Source organism: Janthinobacterium darwini (genome assembly GCF_051380905.1).
Classification (GTDB): Bacteria; Pseudomonadota; Gammaproteobacteria; order Burkholderiales; family Burkholderiaceae_D; genus Janthinobacterium.
In genome coordinates this window covers 2,814,718-2,840,177 of record NZ_JBNYXX010000001.1, presented here as the reverse complement: position 1 = coordinate 2,840,177, position 25,460 = coordinate 2,814,718, and the positions used below count along the sequence as shown (strand labels likewise).

General features: G+C 62.6%; 25 protein-coding genes, 1 tRNA gene and 1 pseudogene. 15 read left to right on the top strand and 12 right to left on the bottom strand.

All coding sequences use genetic code 11. From position 1 onward, the window contains the following. Positions 1–124: 124 nt before the first annotated feature. From ACQ4WZ_RS13080 to ACQ4WZ_RS13065, 4 genes are all read right to left on the bottom strand, one after another. On the bottom strand, positions 125–853 hold the full coding sequence (locus ACQ4WZ_RS13080) for a DUF72 domain-containing protein (RefSeq protein ID WP_436573619.1): 729 nt from the start codon (positions 851–853) through the stop codon (positions 125–127). Positions 854–922: 69 nt separating this feature from the next. Beyond that, positions 923–1,678 (bottom strand): UDP-2,3-diacylglucosamine diphosphatase, encoded by a 756-nt coding sequence (locus tag ACQ4WZ_RS13075; protein WP_436573618.1) that lies wholly within the window; start codon positions 1,676–1,678, stop codon positions 923–925. Between the two features lie 86 nt (positions 1,679–1,764). Further along, a complete protein-coding gene (locus ACQ4WZ_RS13070) occupies positions 1,765–2,256 on the bottom strand; it encodes a peptidylprolyl isomerase (protein ID WP_071326571.1) in 492 nt (163 codons plus the stop codon). Positions 2,257–2,327: 71 nt separating this feature from the next. After that, positions 2,328–2,966, bottom strand: a complete 639-nt coding sequence (locus ACQ4WZ_RS13065) for a peptidylprolyl isomerase (protein ID WP_101480580.1) — start codon at positions 2,964–2,966, stop codon at positions 2,328–2,330. Positions 2,967–3,244: 278 nt separating this feature from the next. Between ACQ4WZ_RS13065 and cysS the strand changes: the two genes are divergently transcribed. From cysS to ACQ4WZ_RS12995, 14 genes and pseudogenes are all read left to right on the top strand, one after another. Further along, positions 3,245–4,642, top strand: a complete 1,398-nt coding sequence (gene cysS / locus ACQ4WZ_RS13060) for a cysteine--tRNA ligase (RefSeq protein WP_101480581.1) — start codon at positions 3,245–3,247, stop codon at positions 4,640–4,642. 35 nt (positions 4,643–4,677) lie between these two features. Next, a complete protein-coding gene (locus tag ACQ4WZ_RS13055; protein ID WP_436573891.1) occupies positions 4,678–5,361 on the top strand; it encodes a DNA-3-methyladenine glycosylase family protein in 684 nt (227 codons plus the stop codon). Positions 5,362–5,415: 54 nt separating this feature from the next. After that, the gene (locus tag ACQ4WZ_RS13050) at positions 5,416–6,390 is read left to right on the top strand and encodes an acetyl-CoA carboxylase carboxyltransferase subunit alpha (protein WP_034756951.1); all 975 of its coding nucleotides are present in this window, start codon (positions 5,416–5,418) and stop codon (positions 6,388–6,390) included. A gap of 167 nt (positions 6,391–6,557) precedes the next feature. Next, positions 6,558–7,976 (top strand): tRNA lysidine(34) synthetase TilS, encoded by a 1,419-nt coding sequence (gene tilS / locus ACQ4WZ_RS13045; RefSeq protein ID WP_436573617.1) that lies wholly within the window; start codon positions 6,558–6,560, stop codon positions 7,974–7,976. Between the two features lie 196 nt (positions 7,977–8,172). Further along, positions 8,173–9,420 (top strand): aspartate kinase, encoded by a 1,248-nt coding sequence (locus ACQ4WZ_RS13040; RefSeq protein ID WP_035817435.1) that lies wholly within the window; start codon positions 8,173–8,175, stop codon positions 9,418–9,420. A 110-nt stretch (positions 9,421–9,530) separates the two neighbouring features. Next, a tRNA-Ser gene (locus tag ACQ4WZ_RS13035) sits at positions 9,531–9,623 on the top strand. Between the two features lie 369 nt (positions 9,624–9,992). Next, positions 9,993–10,160, top strand: a pseudogene (locus tag ACQ4WZ_RS13030) (methyl-accepting chemotaxis protein); the annotation flags it as partial. Between the two features lie 163 nt (positions 10,161–10,323). Next, positions 10,324–10,617, top strand: coding sequence for a hypothetical protein (locus tag ACQ4WZ_RS13025; RefSeq protein ID WP_436573905.1), 294 nt, complete (start codon positions 10,324–10,326; stop codon positions 10,615–10,617). 256 nt (positions 10,618–10,873) lie between these two features. Beyond that, the gene (locus ACQ4WZ_RS13020; RefSeq protein ID WP_436573890.1) at positions 10,874–11,410 is read left to right on the top strand and encodes a DUF2325 domain-containing protein; all 537 of its coding nucleotides are present in this window, start codon (positions 10,874–10,876) and stop codon (positions 11,408–11,410) included. 75 nt (positions 11,411–11,485) lie between these two features. After that, on the top strand, positions 11,486–12,313 hold the full coding sequence (locus ACQ4WZ_RS13015; protein ID WP_436573616.1) for a TlpA family protein disulfide reductase: 828 nt from the start codon (positions 11,486–11,488) through the stop codon (positions 12,311–12,313). 120 nt (positions 12,314–12,433) lie between these two features. After that, on the top strand, positions 12,434–12,709 hold the full coding sequence (locus ACQ4WZ_RS13010) for a metal/formaldehyde-sensitive transcriptional repressor (RefSeq protein ID WP_101480585.1): 276 nt from the start codon (positions 12,434–12,436) through the stop codon (positions 12,707–12,709). 17 nt (positions 12,710–12,726) lie between these two features. Further along, complete coding sequence (gene dmeF / locus ACQ4WZ_RS13005; protein WP_436573615.1) at positions 12,727–13,704, top strand: CDF family Co(II)/Ni(II) efflux transporter DmeF; 978 nt, start codon at positions 12,727–12,729, stop codon at positions 13,702–13,704. A gap of 91 nt (positions 13,705–13,795) precedes the next feature. Then, positions 13,796–14,137, top strand: a complete 342-nt coding sequence (locus ACQ4WZ_RS13000) for a zinc ribbon domain-containing protein YjdM (RefSeq protein ID WP_071078124.1) — start codon at positions 13,796–13,798, stop codon at positions 14,135–14,137. Positions 14,138–14,201: 64 nt separating this feature from the next. Further along, positions 14,202–15,230 (top strand): RNA methyltransferase, encoded by a 1,029-nt coding sequence (locus ACQ4WZ_RS12995; RefSeq protein WP_436573614.1) that lies wholly within the window; start codon positions 14,202–14,204, stop codon positions 15,228–15,230. A gap of 113 nt (positions 15,231–15,343) precedes the next feature. Here the strand turns inward: ACQ4WZ_RS12995 and ACQ4WZ_RS12990 are convergent, their stop codons facing one another. Together ACQ4WZ_RS12990 and ACQ4WZ_RS12985 are read right to left on the bottom strand one after the other, a co-directional pair. Beyond that, a complete protein-coding gene (locus ACQ4WZ_RS12990) occupies positions 15,344–15,748 on the bottom strand; it encodes a hypothetical protein (protein WP_436573613.1) in 405 nt (134 codons plus the stop codon). 62 nt (positions 15,749–15,810) lie between these two features. Then, entirely contained in the window at positions 15,811–16,038 is a 228-nt protein-coding gene (locus ACQ4WZ_RS12985) for a hypothetical protein (RefSeq protein WP_070218305.1), read from the bottom strand. Between the two features lie 125 nt (positions 16,039–16,163). Between ACQ4WZ_RS12985 and ACQ4WZ_RS12980 the strand changes: the two genes are divergently transcribed. Next, positions 16,164–16,841, top strand: coding sequence for a phosphoribosylanthranilate isomerase (locus ACQ4WZ_RS12980; RefSeq protein ID WP_436573612.1), 678 nt, complete (start codon positions 16,164–16,166; stop codon positions 16,839–16,841). Here the strand turns inward: ACQ4WZ_RS12980 and ACQ4WZ_RS12975 are convergent. The 6 genes from ACQ4WZ_RS12975 to ACQ4WZ_RS12950 all read right to left on the bottom strand — a co-directional run bounded on the left by ACQ4WZ_RS12975 (position 16,838) and on the right by ACQ4WZ_RS12950 (position 25,414). Then, positions 16,838–17,746: a LysR family transcriptional regulator gene (locus ACQ4WZ_RS12975; protein ID WP_436573611.1), complete on the bottom strand. Its 909-nt coding sequence runs from the start codon at positions 17,744–17,746 to the stop codon at positions 16,838–16,840. The two genes, ACQ4WZ_RS12980 and ACQ4WZ_RS12975, sit on opposite strands and share 4 nt — an antisense overlap. A 264-nt stretch (positions 17,747–18,010) precedes the next feature. Further along, complete coding sequence (locus ACQ4WZ_RS12970) at positions 18,011–18,571, bottom strand: 4'-phosphopantetheinyl transferase family protein (RefSeq protein WP_436573610.1); 561 nt, start codon at positions 18,569–18,571, stop codon at positions 18,011–18,013. After that, entirely contained in the window at positions 18,571–22,626 is a 4,056-nt protein-coding gene (locus ACQ4WZ_RS12965) for a Pls/PosA family non-ribosomal peptide synthetase (RefSeq protein ID WP_436573609.1), read from the bottom strand. The genes ACQ4WZ_RS12970 and ACQ4WZ_RS12965 overlap by 1 nt, the downstream gene beginning before the upstream one ends. Positions 22,627–22,774: 148 nt before the next feature. Then, complete coding sequence (locus tag ACQ4WZ_RS12960; protein ID WP_436573608.1) at positions 22,775–23,479, bottom strand: anaerobic ribonucleoside-triphosphate reductase activating protein; 705 nt, start codon at positions 23,477–23,479, stop codon at positions 22,775–22,777. Continuing rightward, a complete protein-coding gene (gene nrdD / locus ACQ4WZ_RS12955) occupies positions 23,472–23,669 on the bottom strand; it encodes an anaerobic ribonucleoside-triphosphate reductase (protein WP_436573607.1) in 198 nt (65 codons plus the stop codon). Before nrdD ends, ACQ4WZ_RS12960 begins: the two co-directional genes overlap by 8 nt. Continuing rightward, positions 23,666–25,414: a ribonucleoside triphosphate reductase gene (locus tag ACQ4WZ_RS12950; protein WP_133992494.1), complete on the bottom strand. Its 1,749-nt coding sequence runs from the start codon at positions 25,412–25,414 to the stop codon at positions 23,666–23,668. Before ACQ4WZ_RS12950 ends, nrdD begins: the two co-directional genes overlap by 4 nt. Positions 25,415–25,460: the final 46 nt, after the last annotated feature.

Here is a 25,460-nt window from a genome sequence, read left to right as displayed (position 1 = left end):
CTCCGATAGAGACAGGGCGACGCGGCGCGAGAGTAGTGCTGAGGGCATAGTGACTCCTTGGTGTTTTGTTGATTCGGTGTTGTAGTTAACTATAACACTAAGAGTAGGGAATGCAAGCATTCTTTCAGGCAAGCCGCCGCCGCAGGTCCAGCGCATTGAACAGGGCGGCATTTGCTGCCGTGTTGTCGAAGATGCACCAGCTATCGGCCTGTGCCTGCGTGCGCAAGGAGATGGCCAGGCTGGCCAGATACTCGGCGGTGTAGTCCGAGCAGTAGATTTTCGGGCTGCCATGCAGACGCAGGTACGCCAGGTCCGTGGTCGGTACATGCGGGCCCGCCTGGCCGGCTGGCGGATCGGCGCGCACGCGCGTGATGCTTTGTTGTATCAGTAGTTCGGTGGCCTGCGCGTCGAACCAGCTGGCGTGGCGCGCTTCGCACGCGAGCATGCCGTCGAAGCGCTGGCGCAGCGCATGGAAAAATACGGCGGCCACCTCTGCCTCGAAATGCAGGCTGGGCGGCAACTGCACCAGCACGCAGCCCAGTTTTGTTCCCAGTTGCAAGGCTTCCCCAGCAAAGCGATCCAGCTCGGCCGCGCTATCGCGCAAACGCCGTTCGTGCGTGATGCTGCGCGGCAATTTCACGCTGAAGCGGAAATGCTCAGGCACGCTGGCGGCCCAGCGCGCGTAAGTGGCGGGCTGGTGCGGGCGGTAAAAGGAACTATTGATTTCGACGCAGTCCAGCACCTGGGCGTAGCGCTGCAGATGACTGCCATCAAGGGGGAAGTGGCTGGCAGCGGCGCTGGAAATGCTCCAGCCGGCCGTGCCGATCAAGGGCGTGGAAAAGGGCGTGGTCATGCCACCATTACAGCAAAGCTTGGCGGGCGCAGCTGTCAGACAAACGCCCGTGGGGCGGTCGGCGCAGGGCTAGTCGATGATGTTGCCGCTGAGATCGTGGCGCGTGATGTTGCCGCGCGCATCGATGGCGATCCAGCCGCCGCGCGGCTGTTCCGGCGGCGTCACGTCGCATTCCCAGTCGGGCAGGACATAGCGCAAGGTCTGGCCGACTTTATGCACGGCAGGGCGGTGCGTATGGCCGTGGATCATCACGGCACTGGCATGTTCGGCAAATACTTGCGCTACCGCGTCGGGTGTGACATCCATGATGTCCATGGCTTTTGCGCCATTGTGCTCGCGGCTGCTTTTGCGCAAACCGGCTATGATGGCCTTGCGCTGCGCCAGCGGCATGGACAGGAACTGTCTTTGCCAGGCGGGCTGGCGCACCATGGCGCGAAACTCCATGTATTTGACATCGTTCGTGCATTCGGCGTCGCCATGCAGCAAGACGATGCGCTGGTCGGCAATCGCCGCCACGTGCGGTTCGCTGAGCAGGGTGGCGCCGGCGGCGGCGGCAAAGCCGGAGCCGACGAGAAAATCGCGGTTGCCGGCGATCCAGTAGACGTGCACGCCAGCATCGCTGACCGCGCGGATGGCAGCCGTCATGCGTGCATTGAACGGGTCTTCCAGGTCATCGTCGCCGGCCCAGTATTCGAATAGGTCGCCTAATAGATACAGCGCTTGCGCATATTGCGCATGGTGTTCCAGGAAAGAAAGAAACGCCGCGCTGGTGCGCGGGTGCGAGCTCTGCAGATGCAGGTCGGAAATAAAGAGTGCGGCAGGCATTGTCATCGTTCAACGCTCCCAAAAAGTGAAGTGCATGGAGAGGCGCAAACGCTGCAATGCCTGTTGTTCATGATGCCAGAGCCTGATTAAGCGGCTTCGACTTTTTCGATGATGACATCGGTCACTGGCACGTCGGCGAACATGCCGGCGCGCGAGGTTTTCACGGCGCGGATGGCGTCGACGACTTCTTTGCCATCGGTAACTTTACCGAACACGGCGTAGCCCCAGCCGTCCTGGCCTGGGTAGTCGAGGAAGCTGTTGTTCTTGATGTTGATAAAGAACTGGGCCGATGCCGAGTGCGGGTCCGACGTGCGGGCCATGGCCAGGGTGTAGGTATCGTTTTTCAAGCCGTTCTTGGCTTCGTTTTCCACGGTGGTATCGGCAGGCTTTTGTTTCATGCCTGGCTCGAAACCGCCGCCCTGAATCATGAAGCCGTCGATGACGCGGTGGAAAATCGTGTTGTCGTAGTGACCGGCTTTCATGTAGGCCAGGAAGTTGGCAACCGTTTTCGGCGCTTTTTCGGCGTCCAGTTCAGCGGTGATCTTGCCCAGATTGGTGGTGATGATGACGGAGGTCATGATGATCCTTAATAAATTAGATGAAGAATGATTCGACGGCCCCCGTGGTTCAGGGCCGCAAAAACGCTATTTTACAGTTTTGCGGGCGCTGATTTGAGTAAAGTCGCCGATTCGATCACCACGGGAGTGACCGGCACGTTCTGGTGCGGTCCCTTGTCGGCAACGGGCACGGCCTTGATCTTGTCGACCACGTCCATGCCGCTGACGACTTTGCCGAACACCGTGTAGCCGAAGCCGTCGCGGCCAGGGTAGTCGAGCGCGCCGTTATTGTTCACGTTGATGAAGAACTGCGACGTGGCCGAATGCGGGTCGCCCGTGCGCGCCATGGCGATGCTGTAGGTCACGTTCTGCAAGCCGTTTTGCGCTTCATTCTTGATCGGCGCTTTTGTCGCTTTCTGCTTCATGTTCTTGTCGAAGCCGCCGCCTTGTATCATGAAGCCATCGATCACGCGGTGAAACACGGTGCCCTTGTAGTAACCGCTTTTGACATACCGCAAGAAATTGGCCACGCTTTGGGGCGCTTTTTCCTGGTCCAGTTCCAGCACGATCTCGCCCAGGCTGGTTTTCAGGGCCACGTGCGGCGTGGGGTCGAGGGTAGCCGCAGGGCTGGCTGGCGCGGCTGCCACGACGGCGCTGCCCAGGGTGAGACCGGCAAACAGGGTGCAAAAGCGGGCCAGGAAAGACAGGCGTTTCGATTTGATTTCTTGCATGAAGTTGTCCTTGATCGTTATTTTTCTCTAAACTTGCTTTAATTGTAAAGAACTGAAAATTCGGTTGAACATCGTAAAAACCTGATTCATATCGGGCCAGTATGGTTTTTATCAATGTTATACTTGACCGCTAACGCCCTAATTCTAACAAACAAGAACAACACTATAGCGGCTCGACCAGCCTTGGCGCACACGGCAGTTCAGTGGCGCGGCACCCCCGGTGTCCGCGCCTGTCTGTCGTTTTGCCAGGCTGGCGGCCGCTCCACTTGCAAAGTACGATGAGCAATCTAAAGATTTACAACACCCTGGCTCGCGAGAAGCAGGTATTCGTCCCGATGGAAGCGGGCAAGGTACGCATGTACGTTTGCGGCATGACCATCTACGATTATTGCCATATCGGCCATGCGCGCATGATGATGGCGTTCGACGTCATCTACCGCTGGCTGAAAGCCTCCGGTTTCGACGTCACCTATGTGCGCAATATTACGGACATCGACGACAAGATCATCCGCCGCGCAGTGGAAAACGGCGAAACGATTTCCCAGCTGACATCGCGTTTCACCCAGTACATGGATGAAGACACGGCCGCGCTGGGCATTTTGACGCCCGATCACACGCCGCGCGCCACTGAATACGTGCCACAGATGGTGCGCCTGATCGAGCAGCTGGAAGCGAAGGGCCTGGCTTACCAGGGCGCCGATGGCGACGTCAATTACGCCGTGCGCAACTTCCCCAGCTACGGCAAGCTATCGGGCAAGTCGCTCGACGACCTGCGTGCGGGCGAGCGCGTCGACGTGAACACGGGCAAGCGCGATCCGCTCGACTTCGTGCTGTGGAAGTCGTCGAAAGAGTCCGAGCCGGACGAAGTCAAATGGGATACGAAGTGGGGCAAGGGCCGCCCGGGCTGGCATATCGAGTGCTCGGCCATGTCGTGCGCCTTGCTCGGTGAACAGTTCGACATCCACGGCGGTGGCGCGGACTTGCAATTTCCGCACCACGAAAACGAGATCGCCCAATCCGAAGGCGCGTTCGGCCACACCAGCGTGAATTACTGGATCCATAATGGCTTCGTGCGCCTGGACAATGAAAAAATGTCCAAGTCCTTGGGCAATTTCTTTACCATCCGCGAAGTGCTGCAAAAGTTCGATGCCGAAGTGATCCGCTTCTTTATCCTGCGCGCGCACTACCGCAGCCCCCTCAATTATTCGGACGTGCACCTCGATGATGCTCGCCTGTCGCTCACGCGCTTGTACACGGCGCTGGCCGACGTGGTGGTGGAAGAGGGCGCCATCGACTGGAGCGAAGCGCATGCCGCCCGCGTGGCCGAAGCCATGGATGACGATTTCAACACACCGCTGGCCGTGGCCGCCCTGTTTGACCTGGCGACGGAAGTCAACAAGAGCAAGTCGCCGGCCCTGGCGCGTCAATTGAAGGGCCTGGCGGGCGTATTCGGCTTGCTCGAACGCACGCCGCAGCAATTCCTGCAGGCAACCGTTGGCGCTGCCGCCGGCGGCCAGGATGAGGCGGCTGGCATCGAAGCGGCCATCGCGGCGCGCAGCGCGGCGAAAAAGGCGCGCGACTTTGCTCAGTCCGACAAGATCCGGGCTGAACTGTTGGCGGCAGGCATTATTCTCGAAGACAAGCCTGACGGCTCGACGAACTGGCGCCGGGCATGATGCCAACGTCCAGGGAAAACGGGGAAGCCACCAGCATGACGGCCACGGCAGCAGTGATCCAGGTGCCGGCCTACTGGGAAGAGGCGAAGATCGAGCTGATGAAGCGCGACCGCATCATGAAAAAGCTCATCCCGCAATTTGGCGACCTGCACCTGGTCGGCCACAGCGACCCGTTTACCACCCTGGCCCGTTCGCTGGTGGGCCAGCAGATCACGCCCAAGGCGGCGGATGCTGCCTGGAAAAAGCTGCTGCTGGCTTGCCCGAAATGCACGCCTTCACAAGTATTGAAGGCGGGCGCCGAGCAACTGTCCGCCTGCGGCTTGTCCAAACGCAAGACCGAGTACATCCTCGACCTGGCCGACCATTTCAAGGCCAAGCGTGTGCACGCCAGCCAGTGGGACCAGATGGATGACGAAGCCGTCATCGCCGAACTGGTGCAAATCCGCGGCATCGGCCGCTGGACAGCCGAGATGTTTCTGATATTTAATCTGCTACGGCCGAATGTCTTGCCGCTCGACGACCCCGGTTTGATCCAGGGTATCAGCGTCAATTATTTCTCCGGCGAACCCGTTTCTCGCAGCGATGCGCGCGAAGTTTCCGCCAATTGGGAACCGTGGCGCACCGTGGCGACGTGGTATTTGTGGCGCAGTCTCGACCCTGCAGCTGCCCCTGCCTCACCCGATGCAGTCCCCGGCGCAGCAGCCGGTACGGTAAAATAAACATAGATGACGCCGCGCGCCCTGGCGCCGTGGCCGGTAAAACCTGGAGGTACAATGACTAAAACGACTTTCCTCAATTTTGAACAGCCGATCGCGGAACTCGATTCCAAGATTGAAGAATTGCGCTTCGTGCAAGACGATTCGGCCGTCGACATCTCGGAAGAGATCGACCGCCTGGCCAAGAAGAGCCAGCAACTGACCAAGGATATCTACGCCAAGCTGACGCCTTGGCAAGTGGCGCAGATCGCGCGCCACCCCCAGCGGCCCTACACCATGGATTACGTGAATGAAATCTTTACCGATTTCCACGAATTGCATGGCGACCGCAGCTACGCCGACGATCTGTCCGTCGTGGGCGGCCTGGCCCGCTTCAACGGCCAGCCGTGCATGGTCATCGGCCATCAGAAGGGCCGCGACACGAAAGAGCGCGCCATGCGCAATTTCGGCATGCCGAAACCGGAAGGCTACCGCAAGGCCATGCGCCTGATGAAAGTGGCTGAAAAGTTCAACTTGCCCATCTTCACCTTCGTCGACACGCCAGGCGCCTTCCCCGGTATCGATGCGGAAGAGCGCGGCCAGTCGGAAGCCATCGGCCACAACCTGTACGTGATGGCTGAACTGAAAGTGCCGCTGATCGCCACCATCATCGGTGAAGGCGGTTCCGGCGGCGCGCTGGCCATTGCCGTGGGCGATGCCGTGCTGATGCTGCAATACTCGACCTATGCCGTGATTTCGCCGGAAGGCTGCGCCTCCATCCTGTGGAAGAGCGCCGAGCGCGCCTCCGACGCGGCCGAGGCGCTGGGTCTGACTGCCCACCGCCTGAAAGCCATGGGCCTGATCGACAAGATCATCAATGAGCCGCTGGGCGGCGCCCACCGCGATCCGAAACAGATGGCCACCTTGCTCAAGCGCGCCTTGGCCGACACCCTGCGCCAGTTCCATGGCATGAAAACCAAGGATCTGCTGGCCGCACGTCATGAAAAACTGCTGAGCTACGGCAAGTTCAAGGAAACCACCCCGAGCGAGTAAGCGTTATTGGCTACGCAGCAAAATGCTGGGGTTAGACGGGGACGCTGAGTCCCGTCGGGTCTGGCCCCTGATTTTCGCCTGCAATGAATAAGTATTTCCAGGGACAGTCCGCTAAACGACACCATCCGTTTAGCCGCCTGTCCCTCTTTGCATTCCCGGAGTCCACATTGAAAAAGCAACAAACCGCCACCGTCGCCGATATCTTTGCCAGCGCGCTGGACGCCTGTGCGCCGCCATCCGGCAGCGGGGTGGGTATCGCCCTCAGCGGCGGCCTCGATTCCTCGGCCCTGCTGCACCTGGCGCATGCTTGGGCGCAAGAACACGGCGTGGCCCTGCACGCGTTTCACGTGCACCACGGTCTGAGCCCGAATGCGGATGCCTGGCTGGCGCATTGCGAGCAGTTGTGCGCCGCCATGGGCATCGCCTTCGAAGCGCGCAAGGTGATCCTGGAAAAGAAGGCGAAGACGGGCACGGAAGAAGCCGCCCGCAAGCGCCGTTATGCCGCCCTGGGCGAGCTGTGCGCCACGCACGGCGTGCGCTTGCTGCTGACGGCCCATCACCAGGATGACCAGGCCGAGACGGTGCTGCTGCAATTGCTGCGCGGCTCCGGCACGGCGGGCTTGTCCGGCATGGATGGTGCCAACAGCGCGCCCGAGCTGCTGGGCAACCCGGACCTGGTGATGGCGCGTCCCTTGCTGCCCGTGTCGCGCAAGCAGCTCGAAGCGTACGTGGCGAAGCATGCGATAGCGCATATCCACGATGAATCGAACGACGATCCTCACTTTGCCCGCAATGCCTTGCGGCACCAGGTGATGCCCGTGCTGGCGCAGGCATTTCCCGGTTTCCAGGAGCGTTTCGCCCGCAGCGCCCAGCATGCGCAATCGGCGCAGCGCCTGCTGACGGAACTGGCGACGCAGGATCTGGCCGCTTGCCTCGACGGCGATTGCATCGAACTGGCGAAATTGCGTGAGTTAAGCACGGACCGCTGCTACAACTTGCTGCGTCACTGGTTCAGCACGCGCGGCTTGCGCATGCCGTCGACGGCGTGGCTGGCGGAAATGCTGGCGCAATTGCTGGAAGCGCGGCCCGATGCGCAACTACTGGTGACGCATCCCGAATGCCATGTGCGGCGCCACCGCGACCGGTTGTACCTGACGCCCAAGCTCGATGACCTGGCTGGCATGCGCGACAAGAGTGACGCTGGCATTCCCGGCCTGGAAAAGGCTGGCCAGCAATTTGCGTGGCGCGGCGAAGCCAGCCTGGCCTTCCCCGCGTATGGCGGCGTGCTGCATTTCGATGCGGTGGAAGAGGGCGGGCAAGGTATCGATATTGCCTGGTTGAAATCTCAAACCTTGACGATCGATTTCCGCCAGGGTGGCGAGCGCCTGAAACTGGCCCTGAACCGTCCCACCAAGAGCTTGAAATACCACTATCAGGCGTTTGACGTGCCCGCCTGGGAGCGCGAACGCCTGCCACTTGTCTGTGCGGCGCAACAATTGCTGTATGCGGCCGGTATTGGCCTCGATTGTCATTGCATGAGCCTGCTGGATCGTCCCCGCGTCGCCTTGCGCTGGGTCTCCTGCTGAGCGTAAGCGCAGCCCCTACGGCCACTCTCGGGGTGGCCGGCAAGTGGCTGCCCATGCGCGCCGGACTGCATGGATTGGTTATTTCCATATGCGCAATCGGTATGAGCTAATGCGCTTTTTAGCTTGTTATTTTGCATTGCGGCATGTAGAGTAAAGCCCTCCTTTTTTATTCTTCTTGAGCGGAAACTTCACTCTTATGGCTTTAATCGTCCACAAATATGGCGGTACGTCGATGGGCTCGACTGACCGTATCAAGAATGTCGCCAAGCGCGTTGCCAAGTGGCACGACGCTGGGCATCAAATCGTGGTGGTGCCATCGGCCATGTCGGGCGAAACCAACCGCCTGATTGGACTGGCCAAGGAAATCATGGATCAACCCGATCCCCGTGAACTTGACATGATCGCCTCGACAGGCGAACAAGTGTCCGTCGGCCTACTGTCGATGGCACTGCTGGCGATCGGCAAACAAGCCGTATCCTATGCTGGCTGGCAAGTCGCGATCAAGACCGATTCCGCCTTTACCAAGGCACGCATCCAGTCGATCGATGACGAAAAAGTCAAACGCGACCTCGATGCGGGCAAGATTGTCATCATTACCGGTTTTCAGGGCGTTGACGAACACGACAACATCGCGACTTTGGGCCGCGGCGGTTCCGATACGTCGGCCGTGGCGATTGCCGCCGCCATGAAGGCGGCCGAATGCCTGATCTTCACGGACGTCGACGGCGTCTACACGACCGATCCGCGCGTGGTCTCCGAGGCGCGCCGCCTGAAGACCATCACCTTTGAAGAAATGCTGGAACTGGCTTCGCTGGGCTCCAAAGTGCTGCAAACGCGTTCGGTGGAATTTGCCGGTAACTACCGCGTTCCCACGCGCGTGCTGTCGTCGCTGACCGACCCGATGTTGCCGCTGGAAATAGAAGCCAATTCAGGCACCCTGATTTCGTTTGAGGAAGATACAAACATGGAACAAGCAGTCATCTCCGGCATCGCCTTCAACCGCGATGAAGCCAAAATCACCGTGCTCGGCGTGCCCGACCGCCCAGGCGTGGCCTACCACATCCTGGGACCGGTGGCGGACGCGAATATCGAAGTCGACATGATCATACAGAATCAGTCGGTCGACGGTAAAACGGACTTCACCTTCACCGTCTCGCGCGGCGAATACACGCGCGCGCTGGCCGTGCTGGAAGCGAACCGCGAATCGCTGGGCGCGGCCAGCATCACGGGCGACGCCAAAGTGTCGAAACTGTCCGTCGTCGGCGTGGGCATGCGCAGCCATGTCGGCGTGGCATCGCAAATGTTCCGTACGCTGTCGGAAGAGGGCATCAACATCATGATGATCTCCACTTCCGAAATCAAGATCTCCGTGCTGATCGATGAAAAGTACATGGAACTGGCCGTACGCGCGCTGCATAAAGCGTTCGAGCTGGAAAAAGCTTAAATATCTAAAAATATTGCCCCACGCCCTTGACCAAAGGGGGGGCAATCGATATTATGACGTTCGTCGCTGCAGCGCAGTTAGCTACAGAGACATAGTTGAGTAATCAGCTAGGAGACGTGGCCGAGTGGCCGAAGGCACATCCCTGCTAAGGATGCATACGGCTTATACCTGTATCGTGGGTTCGAATCCCACCGTCTCCGCCAGAATCAAACAAAAAAGCCTCCCCTGCGGGAGGCTTTTTTGTTTGTCTGGACGGAACGGCGGGATTCGAAGGGCTGGGCCGTACTGGCCCAGCCCTTTCCGAATCGCCATTCTGCCGCGCTGTGCGCGGCCGTTGGCCGCACAGCGGCCAACGCCGTCCCCTCACTTCAGGCACTGGCAGCCAGCACATACGCCGCTGTCCACAGCACATACGCCGGCCCAGCCGCACGTATCCATTCTATCCTCCTCATCGCCCCCATCCCTTTGACGGTTGCATAATCTGCAAAAGCTGCGCAGAAACTTCGTTCTGGTGAAGCATCACCGTCGCTTAGCGCGAAATCGCGGCCGGCAATTTCGATCTGTCGTCGGGCATGCAGGCGCAGGCCAATCAGTTACTGGTATCCGCGTCGGAATTTGCCGTGCAGGGCGGGCAGGAGGTCGGGCGCGTGGTCGATACGATGGGCGTCATCAATGCCAGCTCGCGCAAAATCGTCGATATTGTCGATGTGATCGACGGCATCGCTTTCCAGTCGAATATCCTGGCCCTGAATCGATGGCCGGGCATTGCCTTGCCGGCGCGTGATGTATTGGCAGACGCCCCTTGCGCACGGGCCATGCGACAGCGCCGTAGGCGGTACAGTGCCGCGCCTGTCAATGTCGCAATGCTCTTGCCTGCGTGCCGCTTACTCATATGGAAGCAACATGAATGCACGGTATCGCACTGCGATCGTCGTCCTGTGCGCCGGCCTGTCGCCCGCCATGGCGGCGTCTGCCCAGGCCGTACCGCCGTTCCTCGATGTGTTCAGCTATCAGTACGCCAATTGCGTCCAGCCTGCCTATCGCCAGGCCGACCTGCTGATGCAGGGCAGGGCGCTGCCGTATCGACGGCGTCAAGGGCGAGGCCTGCGCGGTCGAATTGCAGGAACGCATGGGCGTTTCGCTGCAGGACGATGTCTGGCAGCGCCTGCTGTCTTGCCCGCCCGCCGCATGATGTGACGGCGTTCGCATATCCCGCATGCGCACAAATAGTAATGATTCTCATTTATAATGCAGATCCATGAGGTAGTGATGGGTTGGCGCCCCGGCGCCACGCTCGGTGAAGGAGGGCATGATGGGCAGTGTGTATGGCAAGGAGGACGTGATCGCGCATGAGCATCGCGTACTGATGGTCGAATATGGCCGCGCGCAGGCGCGTTGCAGTGCGTTGCTGGCCGCGCAGGCGGCCCGTATCGCGCAGCTGGATTCGGAATTGATGCGCGCGCGGGCGCAAGTCGTGATCCGTGATACGCAGCTGGCGCTGGCACGCGACGAGCTGGCTGAACTGGCGGCCAGCGTGCCGGGCTTGCCTACGCGTGCGCGGCTGGCCCGCCGGGTCGAGTGGCTCGGTGAGCGCGTGCAGGAATTGATGCGCGAGTTGCTGCGCTTGCAGTGGCTGCCCGTGCCAGGCTTGCAGGCCGACGTACGTGAGAAAGCCGTGCTGTATGTGGGCAGCTATTTTACCCAGGATGCTGGCCAGGTTGCGCACGGTGCGCACATGGCGCAGCAGGCCGTCGAGCAGGCTGGTGGACGCTTCCTGCACCACGCTGGCGGCGACGCCGGCGCCGACGATGCGGCGGCGCTGGAAGCGGGCCTGGTGGCGGCCGACCTGGTGATTTGCCAGACGGGCTGCGTCAGCCACGATGCCTATTGGCGCGTGCATGACCACTGCCGGCGCACGGGCAAGCAGTGCGTGCTGGTGGACCAGCCGCAAGCCATGCATTTTGTGCGCAAGGAGGCGCTGGTCACCTGACTTTCGTGCCGCTTAACGCCGGCTTAATCCGCATGGGTCACAATGGCCATCCATTCGACGTGATAGAGAGTGCCCATGCTGTCCCTGCAAATCGGCCCCCTGGCCCTGCCTACGGGCCTGGTCCTGCTGTTCGTTTCCCTGTGCGTCGCTTACGGCGTCGCGTGGTGGCTGCGGCGGTACCGCCAGTTGCCGGACGCCGGCCCCCTTGTTTCCGACCTGCTGATCGCCGGCCTACTGGCGGCCCGGCTGGCGTTTGTCTTGCGCTGGCATGAACAGTATCTGGCTGCGCCCTGGTCCATCCTGAATATCCGCGACGGCGGCTTCATGGCGCCGGCCGGCATTGCTGCCGCGCTGGCCATCGCCGCGTGGCGCTGCCGGCGTCCCGCCATGGTGGCCATGCGCCGGCCCCTGGCCATCAGCGTGGCGTCCGGCGCACTGGCCTGGGGTGTGTTGAGCGCGGGCGTGGGGCTGGCCTATGACAAGCCGACAGCCTTGCCGGCCGTGGCCCTGCATACGCTGGCCGGCGCGCCAACGACTCTGGCGGCGTTGGCCGGCGGCAAGCCCATGGTCGTCAACCTGTGGGCCAGCTGGTGCCCGCCATGCCGGCGCGAAATGCCCGTTCTGGCAGCCGCGCAGCAGGCGCGCGCCGATATCGTCTTCGTGTATGCCAACCAGCGCGAAGAGGCGGCGGCCGCCAGCGCTTTCCTGGACAGTAGCGGCGTGACCCTGCGCAATGTGGTGCTCGACAGCGAGGCGGCAATGGGCAAGGCGGCCGGTTCCTCGGCCTTGCCCACCACCCTGTTTTATGACGCGCAGGGGCGCCTGGTCGATACCCACCTGGGCGAACTGTCCGATGCCTCGCTGGCCAGCAAGCTGCAGAAAATCGCCGCGCCTGCGCCGTAAGGCGCCTCGCGTCCTGATTCAGCCGCTCATCCGTGAGGATGCGCGGCTTTTTTTACGCCTTGCAGCTGCCTGGCTCTCTCTGATAGTATACCCCCCTATAGTATTTATCGAGATAGAATCATGGGACACACAGCGCACAACAAGACCAAGCTGCTCAATCGCGTGAAGCGCATCCGCGGCCAGGTGGAAGGCCTGGAGCGGGGTCTGGAAGAGGGCCGCGACTGCGGCGAAGTGCTGCAGCTGATCGCCGCCGTGCGCGGCGCCGTGAATGGCCTGATGGCCGAAGTCATCGAAGAGCACTTGCGCGAGCACGTGGCCAGCCCCGATCTGGCCAGCGACGAGCGTGCCAGGGGCGCCGACGACATCGCGGGCATCCTGCGCACCTACCTCAAATAATCCTCGGAGAGACCAGCATGAAACTGCAACATATCGAGGAAGACCTCTCTGCCTGGCAGCACGAACACGTCTTTGGCGGGGCCAGCGACAAGGCGGAACGCCGCGCGCGCATCGTCATGTGGATCACCCTGGCCACCATGGCGCTGGAAATCGTCGCCGGCTGGTGGTACAACTCCATGGCCCTGCTGGCCGATGGCTGGCATATGAGTTCGCACGCGCTGGCCATCGGCCTGGCCGCCTTTGCGTATGCGGCCGCGCGCCGCTATGCGCGCGATCCCCGCTTTGCTTTCGGCACGTGGAAGATCGAAGTGCTGGCCGGCTACACCAGCGCCATCCTGCTGCTGGGCGTGGCCGTGTTGATGGTGGCCGCTTCCGTCGAGCGCCTGTTCTCGCCGCAGCCCATCCACTATCCGCAGGCGATGGCGGTGGCGGCCTTCGGCCTGCTGGTGAATCTGGTGTGCGCGCTGATCCTCGGCGGGCACCACGACCACGAGCATCACCATGGTCACGGCCACGAGCATCATGATCACCACGGCCATCACGACCACCATGGCCATGGCGAAGACCTGAACATGAAGGCCGCGTACATCCACGTGCTGGCCGACGCCGCCACCTCCGTGCTGGCCATCCTTGCGCTGGGCGGCGCGTGGGCTTACGGCTGGCGCTGGCTCGATCCCGTGATGGGCATCGTCGGTGCCGTACTGGTGGCCCTGTGGGCGAAAAAGCTGATGCACGAGACGGGCAAGGTCCTGCTGGACCGCGAGATGGATCACCCCGTGGTGGAGGAAATCCGCGAGGCGGTAGAAGTGGAAAACGCCGGCGACACGCCGCGCATCGTCGACCTGCACGTCTGGAGAGTCGGCAGGCAGCTGTACTCGTGCGCCTTGTCCGTCGTCAGCCGCGATCCCTCGCTGACAGGTGCCAAGCTGCGCGCGCGCATCGGCATCCACGAGGAAATTGTCCACAGCACCATCGAGATTATTCGTCGAGCTTGACAATGATGGCGAAAAAAGCGCGCTGATACGGGGCGTAGGCACTATACTGTCGGCTTTTACAGCACACGCTGTTCACCAGACAGAGAAGAAAATGAGCACATTACCACCATGCCCGCAATGCAAATCCGAATTCACGTATGAAGACGGCAGCCAGTTGATCTGCCCTGAATGCGCGCATGAATGGTCGGCCACGGCAGGCGAAGCGGCGGAAGAGGGCGCCAGGGTGTACCGCGATTCGGCCGGCAACATCCTGCAGGATGGCGACACGGTCAGCGTCATCAAGGACTTGAAATTGAAGGGTGGCGGCGGTGTCGTCAAGATGGGCACCAAGGTCAAGAACATCCGCCTGGTCGACAGCGACCACGATATTGACTGCAAGATCGACGGCTTCGGTTCCATGAGCCTGAAGACGGAATTCGTCAAGAAGGTGTAACGCTTTTACCCGTAACACGGCGCGCTGGCTTCATTCCTGCGCGCCGTTTTTTTATTCAGAATCCATGCAAATCGATCATCTCCGCCAGCGCCTGCGCGCGCTGGGCGCCAAGCCCCTGCACGAACAGCGCGTGCTGCGCGACTGGATACAGGGTCAGCCGCACGACCAGGGCCGGCGCCGCGCCGAAGACTTTTTGCCGCTGCCCGTGCGCGAGGCTTTGCCTGCGCTCGACCTCGAATTACAGGGCATGCTAAAGTTGCTCAGCACCCATCCGGGCGCCGACGGGTCCGCGCGCCTGCTGGTGGGGCTGCACGACGGCCAGACGGTGGAAAGCGTGCTGCTGCCGCGCGACGGCCTGTGCGTATCGAGCCAGGTCGGTTGCGCTGTCGGCTGCCAGTTCTGCATGACGGGCCGCGACGGCTTGATCCGCCAGGTGACCAGCGGCGAGATCGTGGCACAGGTGGTACTGGCGCGCACCCTGCGCCCCGTGAAAAAAGTCGTCTTCATGGGCATGGGTGAACCGGCGCATAACCTGAACAATGTGATGGAAGCGATCGAACTGCTGGGCACCGAGGGCAATATCGGCCACAAGAACCTGGTGTTTTCCACGGTGGGCGACCCGCGCGCCTTCGAGCGCCTGCCGCAAGGGCGCGTCAAGCCGGCGCTGGCCCTGTCCCTGCATACGACCAAGCCGGATCTGCGCGAACAGCTGCTGCCGCGCGCGCCAAAGTTGTCGCCGCGCGCACTGGTGGACTTCGGCGAATCGTATGCGCGCCTCACCAGCTACCCGGTGCAATATCAATGGACCCTGATGGAAGGCGTGAACGATGGCGATGACGAGATGGACGGCATCGTGGCGCTCCTGAAGGGCAAGTACGCCGTGCTTAACATGATCCCGTACAATACCATCGATGACTTGCCGTTCAAGCGCCCCAGCTGGGAAAAGGCGCGCACCATTGCCGCCGCCCTGCACGAGCGGGGGGTGCTGACCAAATTGCGCGATTCGGCCGGGCAGGATGTGGAGGGCGGCTGCGGGCAGTTGCGTGCACGCGCAGCAAAGGGCAAGAAAGTGATCGAGATACACGTAGCGTAGAACCGGGGTCAGCGGCGTAGCGGCGTAGGTCGGATTAGCGGGAACCGCGTAATCCGACATTGCGAGGCCAACAATGGTGTAGGATGACGCTCCGCTAATCCGACCTACTCGGCTCACACCCCACCCAGCAAATCGTTTTCATTCAGGATTGCAAACGCGATCTCGGGATGCGCGGCCAGGCAGCGCCGCACGGCGGCCGGAATGGCGGCGCGCGTCTTGCGGCACAGGCCGGGTTGCTCCACCAGGCGTATCTGGAAGCCGCGCACGGTGCGCACTTCGCCGCCGCCCGGCGCGATCTGCAGTTCCACGCCCAGGTTCTTCTTCAGCAGCAGCTGCAGCTTCTGCAGCTGCGCATGCGTGGCGATGCCTTCGATGTGGGCCAGCAGGCGCTTTTCTTCCGTCAGGTTCAGTCGCAGGATGGTAACGTCTGCCTGCGGATCGTGCAGCAGCCGCTCGCGCTCGCAGTCGCACAGCTGCGGCGGGCACTCCTTGCGGACTTCAAAATCGACGATGCGCATGCTGGTATTCCAATGGCGATCCCGGATGAATCAAGTATCGTCCGCCACCTGGCGCGTGTCAATCAGCGCGGGCTGACGATCAGGCGCCAGCGGATGGCACCTTGCTCGCTGCTGTGCTGGTGATGGTTTTGCGGCGGCATGACGTGGCCTTCCGTGGACACAATTTCATGCGCGCAGCCATCGCAGCGATAGATGCCCGAATACGGCACGGCTTCGCCGGGCGAGGTCAGTTCATCGAAGCGTGGGTGCATGGAGCGGGCCACGTAGCTGGGGTTCTTGTAGTCGGCCATGGATTACTCGGGAAGTGGGTGGCCCCCATTTTGGCACACAATCGTGCGCGGCCTTGACCGCGTGTCTTGGCGTGCGCGCTACCCTGTGTTGTAATGTTGATCATCCCGATTGAGCGCGCAAGGCCATGAGAACCCGTATCAAGATTTGCTGCATCGCTTCCATCGACGAAGCGCAACTGGCGATTGCCGCCGGCGCCGATGCGCTGGGCCTGGTGGCCGCCATGCCGTCCGGCCCCGGCGCGATTCCCGACGCGCGCATCGCGCAGATCGCCGCCTGGACTCCGCCGCCTGTCGCCACGTTCTTGCTGACGTCCGAAACGACGGCGCAGCGCATTGTGGAACATGTGCGCGCCACGCAGCCGTCCACCGTGCAGATCGTCGGGCATATCGACCCAGGCGAAGCGGCGCAGCTGGCGCGCCTGCTGCCGCACGTGCGGCGCGTGCAGGTGATCCACGTGGAAGGGCCTGAGGCTTTGGCGCTGATTCCCGCCTACGCGCCCCATGTGCATGCCTTCTTGCTCGACTCGGGCCGCCCTGGCGCTGCCGTGCCAGAATTGGGCGGCACGGGCCGCCCGCACGACTGGTCCGTCAGCGCGCGCTTCGTGCGCGCCAGCCCCCGCCCCGTCTTCCTGGCCGGTGGGCTGGACGACACCAACGTGGCCGACGCGCTGCGCCAGGTACGCCCCTACGGCATTGACCTGTGCACGCGCGTGCGCACCGACGGCAAGCTCGATGTGATGAAGCTGGCCTTGCTGATGGGGGCCGTGCGCGATGTGGATGCGGCGCTGTATGCGGAAGGTTAATCGGCCGTTGCCAAGGCGTTCATCTCGCGCACGAACGCTTCTGTAAACGCGGCCACCATGCCGCTGGCGGCGCGTGGCGAGATCAGGCCCACGATGGAATGTGATTCTTCGTCCGGCAGCGCTATAAAACACACGCCGGGCGGCGCCACCAGGCGCATGCTGTCGGGGACGATGGCGATGCCCATGTTGGCCTCGATCAGGTTCAGCTGCGAGGTCTTGCGCGACAGGGCGCGCGCCGCCTTCGGAAAGAAGCCCTGCGCCAGGCAAAGGCCCGCCACCAGGTAGCTCAGGCCACCGCGGTCCTTGTGCGGGATCGAGACGAACGCTTCGTCGCGCAGGGCGGCAATCGTCGTGCGCTCCAGCGCGGCCAGTGGCGAGGCCGACGACACGGCCACCACCAGTTTTTCCGCAAACAGTTCGTGTACGACGATATTGGCGTGCTTGCGCAAGGTGGGCAGGCGCACCAGGCCCAGGTCGGCGCGGCCTTCCTCGATATCGGCTGCCTGGTTTTCCGACGATCCCTTTGATATATCCAGCGAAACGCCTGGAAACAGCGCCAGCAGGCGGTTCAGCACCGCGCCGATGGCGGGCGTGAGGGTGACGGAACTTGAATGCAGCAGGCGGATGATGCCTTGCGCGCCTTGCCCTACATGGCGGGTCTGGCGCACGGTTTCGTCGATGTCTTCGAGGATGCGTTTGGCGCGTTCATAAAATACCTGGCCCGCCGGCGTCAGTTCGATGTGGCGCGCGTCGCGCGTCAGCAGCAGCGCTTGCACCTCGCCTTCCAGCTCCTTGATCTGCCGGCTCAGGGCCGACTGCGCGATATACAGCTTTTCCGCCGCACGCGAGTAGCTGCCCGCATCGACGATTTCGACAAAATAGCGGAACTGTCTGATGGAAATCAATCGTATGCCTTTTCGAGATCGCTGACTGCCTGATTTGATATTAGCCTTGCCCCGGCGTTCAGGTTACAGTGGATTGCTCTGCTGTCACTGCAAAGGAAAGACCATGCTGGAATTGATCGGGGTGCTGGGTTTGCTCGTCAGTATTATCGCAAAACTGATTTTCGTCCAGATCGGTGGAGCTGATGATGGTAGGGAGGATTGAGAGGGAATCAACCCAACGGCGTAAAGCCGGGGTCAGTTCCTTCGGAATCGGAATACGGTCTATCAGACCGTATTCCCCCGTCGGGTCTGACCCCGGATTGTCGCTAACATAGCCACGAAATTTTGCGGCGTCTCCACGGCTTGCAAATGACAATTCAATGCTATCCCGTCCCACTCCGTCAATTGTAAACCCGCGCACTTGAGCGCCGCTTCGCGCGCCGTCCACGCCCGTGCCAGCGCTGCGGGGCGCAGGGAGGCGGGGCCGGCGGCCAGTTCCTGCGCTACCTGCGACCCCAGGTAATCGCGCGCCAGATTCGCCCAGTCGGCAATGTCCTGCACGCGCATCACGTCGATGCCGACAGCGCCATGCAGGTGGATGGCGGCCAGCGACATTCCCTCGTCATGGGTCAATGACAAACCTGCTGTGCGGCCGGCCAGCAGCAGGCGGGGAGGAGCGCCCGGCGTCGACTCCAGCGAAACTGCCTCGCTGTTCAACTTCAGCCACTGCGCCGCCGCTTCCCGCACGGCGGCGCGGATGCGCAGGCGGGCTTCGGCGCGCGGCAGGACGGCGGCGATGCCGATCACCAGCACGCCGTCGCCCGACCAGAGCACCGTTGAATCCATCAGCTGCGCAGTGGCGCCGCCGGGCAACCGGCCCAGTTGCTGCCAGCTGGGATGTGTTCGCCCTTCATCACCAGGGTCAAGGGACCCAGGCGCGCATTGTCGCCCACCTTGGCGCTGTACAGCACGGAGCTGCGCGGGCCCATGTAGACGCGCTGGCCGATCTCCACGTGGTCGATCTTCATCACGCGGTCTTCAAACAAATGCGTTTGCGGGCAGGTCAGCGCATTCAATTCGCTGTAGTCGCCGATATGCACGCAGTCGAATTCCGTAATGTCCGTCGTGTCCATGTAGACGCCGCGGCCGATCTTGCAGCCGAACAGGCGGAAGGCCAGTGGCAGCCACGGCGTGCCGCGCAGGTAGCGCATGAAGTTGGGCACGGCGATGCCTTCATACAGATTGGTCACGCCTTCCGAAATCCACACGAACGGCGTCCACATGGGCGCCGCATGCTTGCGGTAGCGTCCCAGCAGCAGCCACTTGAACAGCACGACCACCAAAAAATTGCCGATACCGTAGGCGATGCCGGCGATGGCCAGGTCGCCCACCACTTCGCCCCAGCGCCCGGCGCCCGCGATCGGCATCACGTCCAGCACCAGGGTGTAGCCGACGGCAATCACCACCGCGTGCGGCGCGACGATGCGGAAGGCTTCGATCAGGCTGCGGCCCAGGCGGCGCAGGATGGATGGCTTGAAGGTCAGGTGTTCCGCAAAACCGCTGACCTGTTCGCGCGCAGGCAGGTGCATGGGCGGAGAACCGAGCCAGGTATCGCCACTGTGCATCTGCTCATTGCGCGGCGCATGCGTGTGCACGCCGATCAGCACGTGCTCGGGCAGCACGGTGCCGTCCGGGATATAGCTGCCGTTGCCGACAAAGCTGCGGTGCGAGATGACGGTGGGGCGCATGGTCATCCAGCCGCCGTCGATCTGCTCGTCGCCCAGCATGACGGCGTCGGCGATAAAGGTGTCGTCGCCCAGGGTCAGCATGTCGGGCACCACGCCCAGGGCCGTGGAAATCTCGGCGCCCTTGCCCACCTTGGCGCCGAGCAGGCGGTACCAGTATGGTGCGTACACGGTGGCGTAGATGCCGTGCAGGACGTTCAGGCTCGATTCCTGGATATGGCTGACCAGCCACTTGGCGCAATAGATATTGCTGTGCACGGGCGAGCTGCCCGGCTTCAAACGGGGCAGCGCGCTCCAGCGGATGGCGGCCGACAGCAGGGCCGTCAGCACGATCAGCACGGCGCTGGCGGGGAAGGCCAGCAGGAAGTAGCGAGCCAGCTGGGTCGTCACGTCGCGCCCCTGCAGCCACGGCATCATTTCGCGTTCGTCGAACCAGTCAATCAGCACGAAGCTGGGGAAGACGGGCATGAAGAACAGCACGGCGATGAGGACCATGCCAAAGCAGAAGAACAGGGTTTCGCCCGTCAGGCGCAGGCGCGAGACGGCGGGGCGGGGCGGCTGGCTGGCAGGATCGTAAGGGCCGATGTCGCGCGCGGGCGAACCCGTATAGACGCGGCCGTCCGGCACGAAGGCGCCGTCGGCCAGCGCCGACTGACCCTCCAGGTGGCCGAAGGCGCCCACCCTGGTATTGCCTTCCAAAATCGCATAGGAACTGATGCAGGCATCGTCGCCGATGCTGATGCGGCCCAGCAGCAAACGGCCCCGCTCGACCCTGGCGTTTTCAAAGTTGACGGCATTGCCCACACTGACGTTGTCGCCGATGGACAGCAGGTCGGGCGCGCGCAGGGTCATCGAGCCGATGACCACTTCCTTGCCCACTTTCGCGCCCAGCGCGCGCAGCCACCAGCTGTTCAGGGACGAGCCGCTGAGCAGATACGCGGGCGCCGATTCGACCAGTCGGTCGGCCAGCCACCAGCGGTAATAGGTGATGCCCCACAGCGGATAGCTGCCCGGCTTCAAACGCCCCGCGATCAGCCACTTGCCGGCAATCGCGATGGCAAATTCGGCCAGGGTCGCCAGCAGGAATACGCCGATGGAGGCGGCGATGGCGCGCGGCACGGTATCGCCCGTGTCGCCCGTGAAGAAGTGGTAGGTGAAAAACGGCGCCATCCATTGCGCCATGCGCAAGGTGACGAGGCCCGGCACGGCTGCCGCCTGCGCCGCGCCGCAGATCCAGCGTTTCAGGGTCGACGGCGGTGTCCACTCCGCTTCCGGCGTGGCAAGCGCGGGCGCTTCGTTCAGCACGGCGGCGATCTTGCCGATCTGGCGATTGTGATAAATATCGCGCACCGTCATGTGGGCGTAAGCCGGATTTGCGCGCAGGGCGGAGGCCAGGCGCGCGGCCAGGAAGGAATGGCCTCCAAGGTCGCTGAAGAAGTCCAGCTGGCGCCGTATCGGCTGGCCAGGGAAGAGTGTCGCCAGCGCCGCGAACAGGGCCGCTTCGGCGGGGGTTTCCGGCACGTCCGATTCACCCGCTTCGCCAGCCGGTGGTGCGGACAGCGGCATGGCCTTCAGGGCCTTCCTGTCGATTTTTCCCGAAGTCAGGCGCGGCATCAGCGGCAGGAGCTCGAAGCGGCCAGGCACCATATATGGCGGCAAATGCAGGTTCAATGCGCTGCGCAGGGTTTTCGCCGTCAGTGCATCGTCGGGTGCATCGTCGCTGGCGACGATGTAGGCTACCAGCTGGTCGATACCGTCATCCTTGCGCAACAATACGGCCACCGTTCCCACGCCGGGCTGCTGCGCCAGCACGGCCTCAATCTCGCCCAGTTCCACGCGAAAGCCGCGGATCTTCACCTGGTCGTCGGCGCGGCCCAGGCACAGCACCTGGCCGTCGGCATCGATGCGGGCCAGGTCGCCCGTGCGGTACAGGCGCGCATCATCTTCGTTTGTCGCCCACGGGTTGGGCAGGAATTTTTCCACTGTCAGGTCGGGCCGGCCCAGATAACCCTCGGCCAGGCCGGGACCGATGATGCACAATTCCCCCGTTTCGCCGCGTGGCAGCAGGGCCAGGGGGCGGTTTTCTCCCGGCTCGGCCACCTGCAGCACCAGCAAGCCATAGTTGGGTAGCGGCGTGCCGATGGTGACAGGTTCACCGGGCCGCAGGCGCGCCAGGCTGCATGACACTGTCGCCTCGGTGGGGCCATAGGTGTTGAACATGGCGCGGCCAGGGCGCGACCAGCGCTCGACCAGCGATTCCGGGCACATCTCGCCGCCCAGGTTTATCAGGCGCAGACTGGGCACCTCTTCGGCGAACAGGGCCAGCAAGGTCGGCACCGCATGGAGAACAGTTACCTTGTTCTCGGCCAGCGCGCGCGGCAAGGCTTCCGGGTCACCCGAGATATCCTTGGGTCCCAGCCACAGGGTGGCGCCCACCAGGTAGGCGATCCAGATTTCTTCGAACGACATGTCGAAGGCGACGGAAAAGCCCTGGTAGACGGTGTCGGCTTGCGTCACTTCCAGCACGGCGTTTTCGCTGCGCAGGAAGTGGCAGATGCTGCGCTGATTGATCAATATGCCCTTGGGCTTGCCCGTGGAGCCGGAGGTGTAGATTACATACGCCGGGTGTTCGGGCAGCACGGCGCCGCGCGCGGGCAAGTGTTCGCCCGGTGCGGCGGGGGCCAGCAGGCTTTCCGCCGTCCATACGGGGCGTTTAATGCCAGCATCAGACAGGCGCGGCGCGAACTGCGTACAGCTGACGACGCCAGCGCCATTGGCGTCATCGAGGCACACCTGCAGGCGCTCGACGGGCGTGTCTTCATCGACGGGCAGCCAGGCGGCACCCGCCTTGGCAATCGCCGCCTGCATCAGCAGCAGAGGGGCCCCGCGCGGCAGCCACAGGCCCACGATGTCGCCGGGCTTGACGCCGGCCGCCACCAGGCGCGACGCGGCCAGACCCGCCTGGGCATCGAGTTCCGCATACGTGATGCGGCGCTCGCCATCGATCAGGGCGATCTGTCCAGGGCAGCGGCGGGCGGTCGCTTCGAGCAGGTCGGCCAGCACTTCCTCGCGCAGCAGATCCGGTCGCGGCGGGCCGTACAGGATATCGGCGTGGGTGGAAGGGATGCCTGGGCTGACTGCGGTGAAATCGTTCATGGATGACGCTTATCTGTAATGCTGTGTGAGGAATCTGACGGGCTGCACGTGGTGCGCAACACAGTTGATACATTACAGCACGCAAGACTTTTCAGCGTTGCAGAACGGGTAATTTTGTGGGGCTTTCAGCAATTATGTGGCGACTAGCTCATTTGCCATGATTACGGAATGTAAAACGGGGAAACATGGCGCCGATTTGCGCCACGGTGCGCGCCGCAGGATAGCCGTGCAGGGGGCGCCCGGCCAGCGCCTTATCCAGGCAGCCTTCGGCGCGGAACTGCTGCAGCACGTAGTTGTCGACGCCTTTGGCGGCCAGGGTGGTGGCCAGGGCCAGCAGCTGTTCGTCCGGCAGCAAGTCCGGGTGGGTGGTGGTGCGGCATTCGTAGGCGACGCCGCTGGCGAGGATGGCGTCCAGGCAGGCGCGCGCCGGGTCGCCGCTGCCGGCCACGCGGGTCACATGACGATAGTCGGCAAACGGCGCCTTGATGTCGAAGCCCACCCAATCGACCAGGGGCAGCACTTCCTGCAGGCGCTGCGGATAGATGCAAGCCGTGTGCAGGCCGACGCCGAACCCCAGTTCCCTGACGTCCTGCATGGCGCGCGCCAGCGCCGGGTCCATGCACGCCTCGCCGCCGCTGAAGACGACGGCGTCGACCAGGCCCACGCGGCGGCGCAGCCAGGTCAGTACGTCCTGCCAGGGCATGGTGCCCTGCGGCGTGCGCGTCTGCAGATGGGGATTGTGGCAATAGCCGCAACGCCAGGGGCAGCCCTGCACGAAGACCACGGCGGCCAGTTTGCCCGGGTAGTCGGTGGCGGAAAAGGGCGTCAGGCCGCCCACTTTCAACTCAGCCATGGCAGGCGGGCTGGCCAACCCGGGCGCTCGCTTCCGTAAAATACTGGCGCTCGTGGAATTCGCCCTGCTTGCCGATGTTGAACGAGGCGACAGGACGGTGGTAGCCCATCACGCGGGTCCAGATTTCGCAGCGCTGGCGTTCGGTGTCGAGCAGGGTGAGGGCGGGAGTGAAGTCGGGACGTGTATTCATGGCGTTTCCTCAAGTGATGGAGCAGGGTGGGCTTGCTTGCGGGCGATCAGTTCCGCGTCGCAGGTGGGGCAGAATTCATGTTTGCCGGCCAGGTAGCCATGGCGCGGACAGATGGAAAACGTGGGCGTGACCGTGATGTAGGGCAGCGAAAAGCGGCTCAGGGCGCGTTTCACCAGTTCGCGGCAGGCATTCGCGTCCGACAGCGCTTCCGTCATGTACAGGTGCAGCACCGTGCCGCCCGTGTACTTGCGCTGCAGCGCGTCCTGCAATTCCAGCGCCTCGAACGGGTCGTCCGTGTGGCCCACGGGCAGCTGCGACGAGTTCGTGTAATACGGGTTGTCGACGGTGCCGGCCTGCAGGATGGCGGGATAGCGCTTGCGGTCTTCGCGGGCAAAGCGGTAGGTGGTGCCCTCGGCCGGCGTCGCTTCTAGGTTATACATATGGCCCGTTTCTTCCTGGAATTGCACCATGCGGGCGCGCACGTGGTCGAGCAGGCGCACGGCCAGCGCATGGCCTTCCGGTGCCGTGATGTCGTAAGCGTCGCCGCTGAAATTGCGGATCATTTCATTGATGCCGTTCACGCCCAGAGTGGAAAAGTGATTGCGCAGGGTACCCAGGTAACGCTTCGTGTAGGGAAACAGGCCTTGCTGCATCAATTCCTCGATGGTGCTGCGCTTGATTTCCAGGCTGGTCTTGCCCAGTTCCAGCAGGCGGTCCAGGTCCGCCATCAACGCCGCTTCGTCGCCGCGCCACAAATGGCCCAGGCGCGCGCAGTTGATGGTCACCACGCCCAGGGAGCCCGTCTGCTCGGCGGAACCGAACAGGCCATTGCCCCGTTTCAGCAGTTCGCGCAAGTCCAGTTGCAATCGGCAGCACATGGAGCGGATCATGTTCGGCTTGAGTTCCGAATTGATGAAATTCTGGAAGTAGGGCAGGCCGTAGCGGGCTGTCATCTCGAACAGGCGTTCGGCATTTTCGCTATGCCAGTCGAAATCCTCGGTGATGTTATAGGTGGGGATGGGGAAGGTGAAGACGCGGCCTTTGGCGTCGCCCGCCATCATGATCTCGATGTAGGCGCGGTTGATCATGTCCATCTCCGCCTGCAGCTCGCCATAGCTGAAGTCCATCTCCTGGCCGGCGATGACGGGAATCTGCTCGCGCAGGTCGTCCGGGCAGACCCAGTCGAAGGTGAGGTTGGTAAACGGCGTCTGCGTGCCCCAGCGCGATGGCACGTTGAGGTTGAAGATCAGCTCCTGCATATGCTGGCGCACGTCTTCGTAGCGCAGGCTGTCCTTGCGGATGTAGGGTGCCATGTAGGTGTCGAAGGAGCTGAACGCCTGGGCGCCGGCCCATTCATTTTGCAGGGTGCCCAGAAAATTGACGATCTGGCCGATGGCGCTCGACATGTGTTTCGGCGGACCCGATTCGATCTTGCCCGGCACGCCATTCAAGCCTTCATGCAGCAGGGTGCGCAGCGACCAGCCGGCGCAATAGCCGGCCAGCATGTCGAGGTCGTGGATGTGCAGCGCCGCTTCGCGGTGCGCCGCGCCCACTGCCGGCGGATACACCTGGTCCAGCCAGTAGTTGGCGATGACCTTGCCCGACACATTGAGGATCAGTCCACCCAGGGAATACCCCTGGTTGGCATTGGCGTTCACGCGCCAGTCGCGCCGTTCCAGGTATTCATTGATGGACGCGGCGACATCGACCTGGCCGCGTGTGGGGGAAACTGCATTCGTCGTCATGAAACCTCCAATAAACACAACATGCGGTGTTTTTATGAAGGTTATC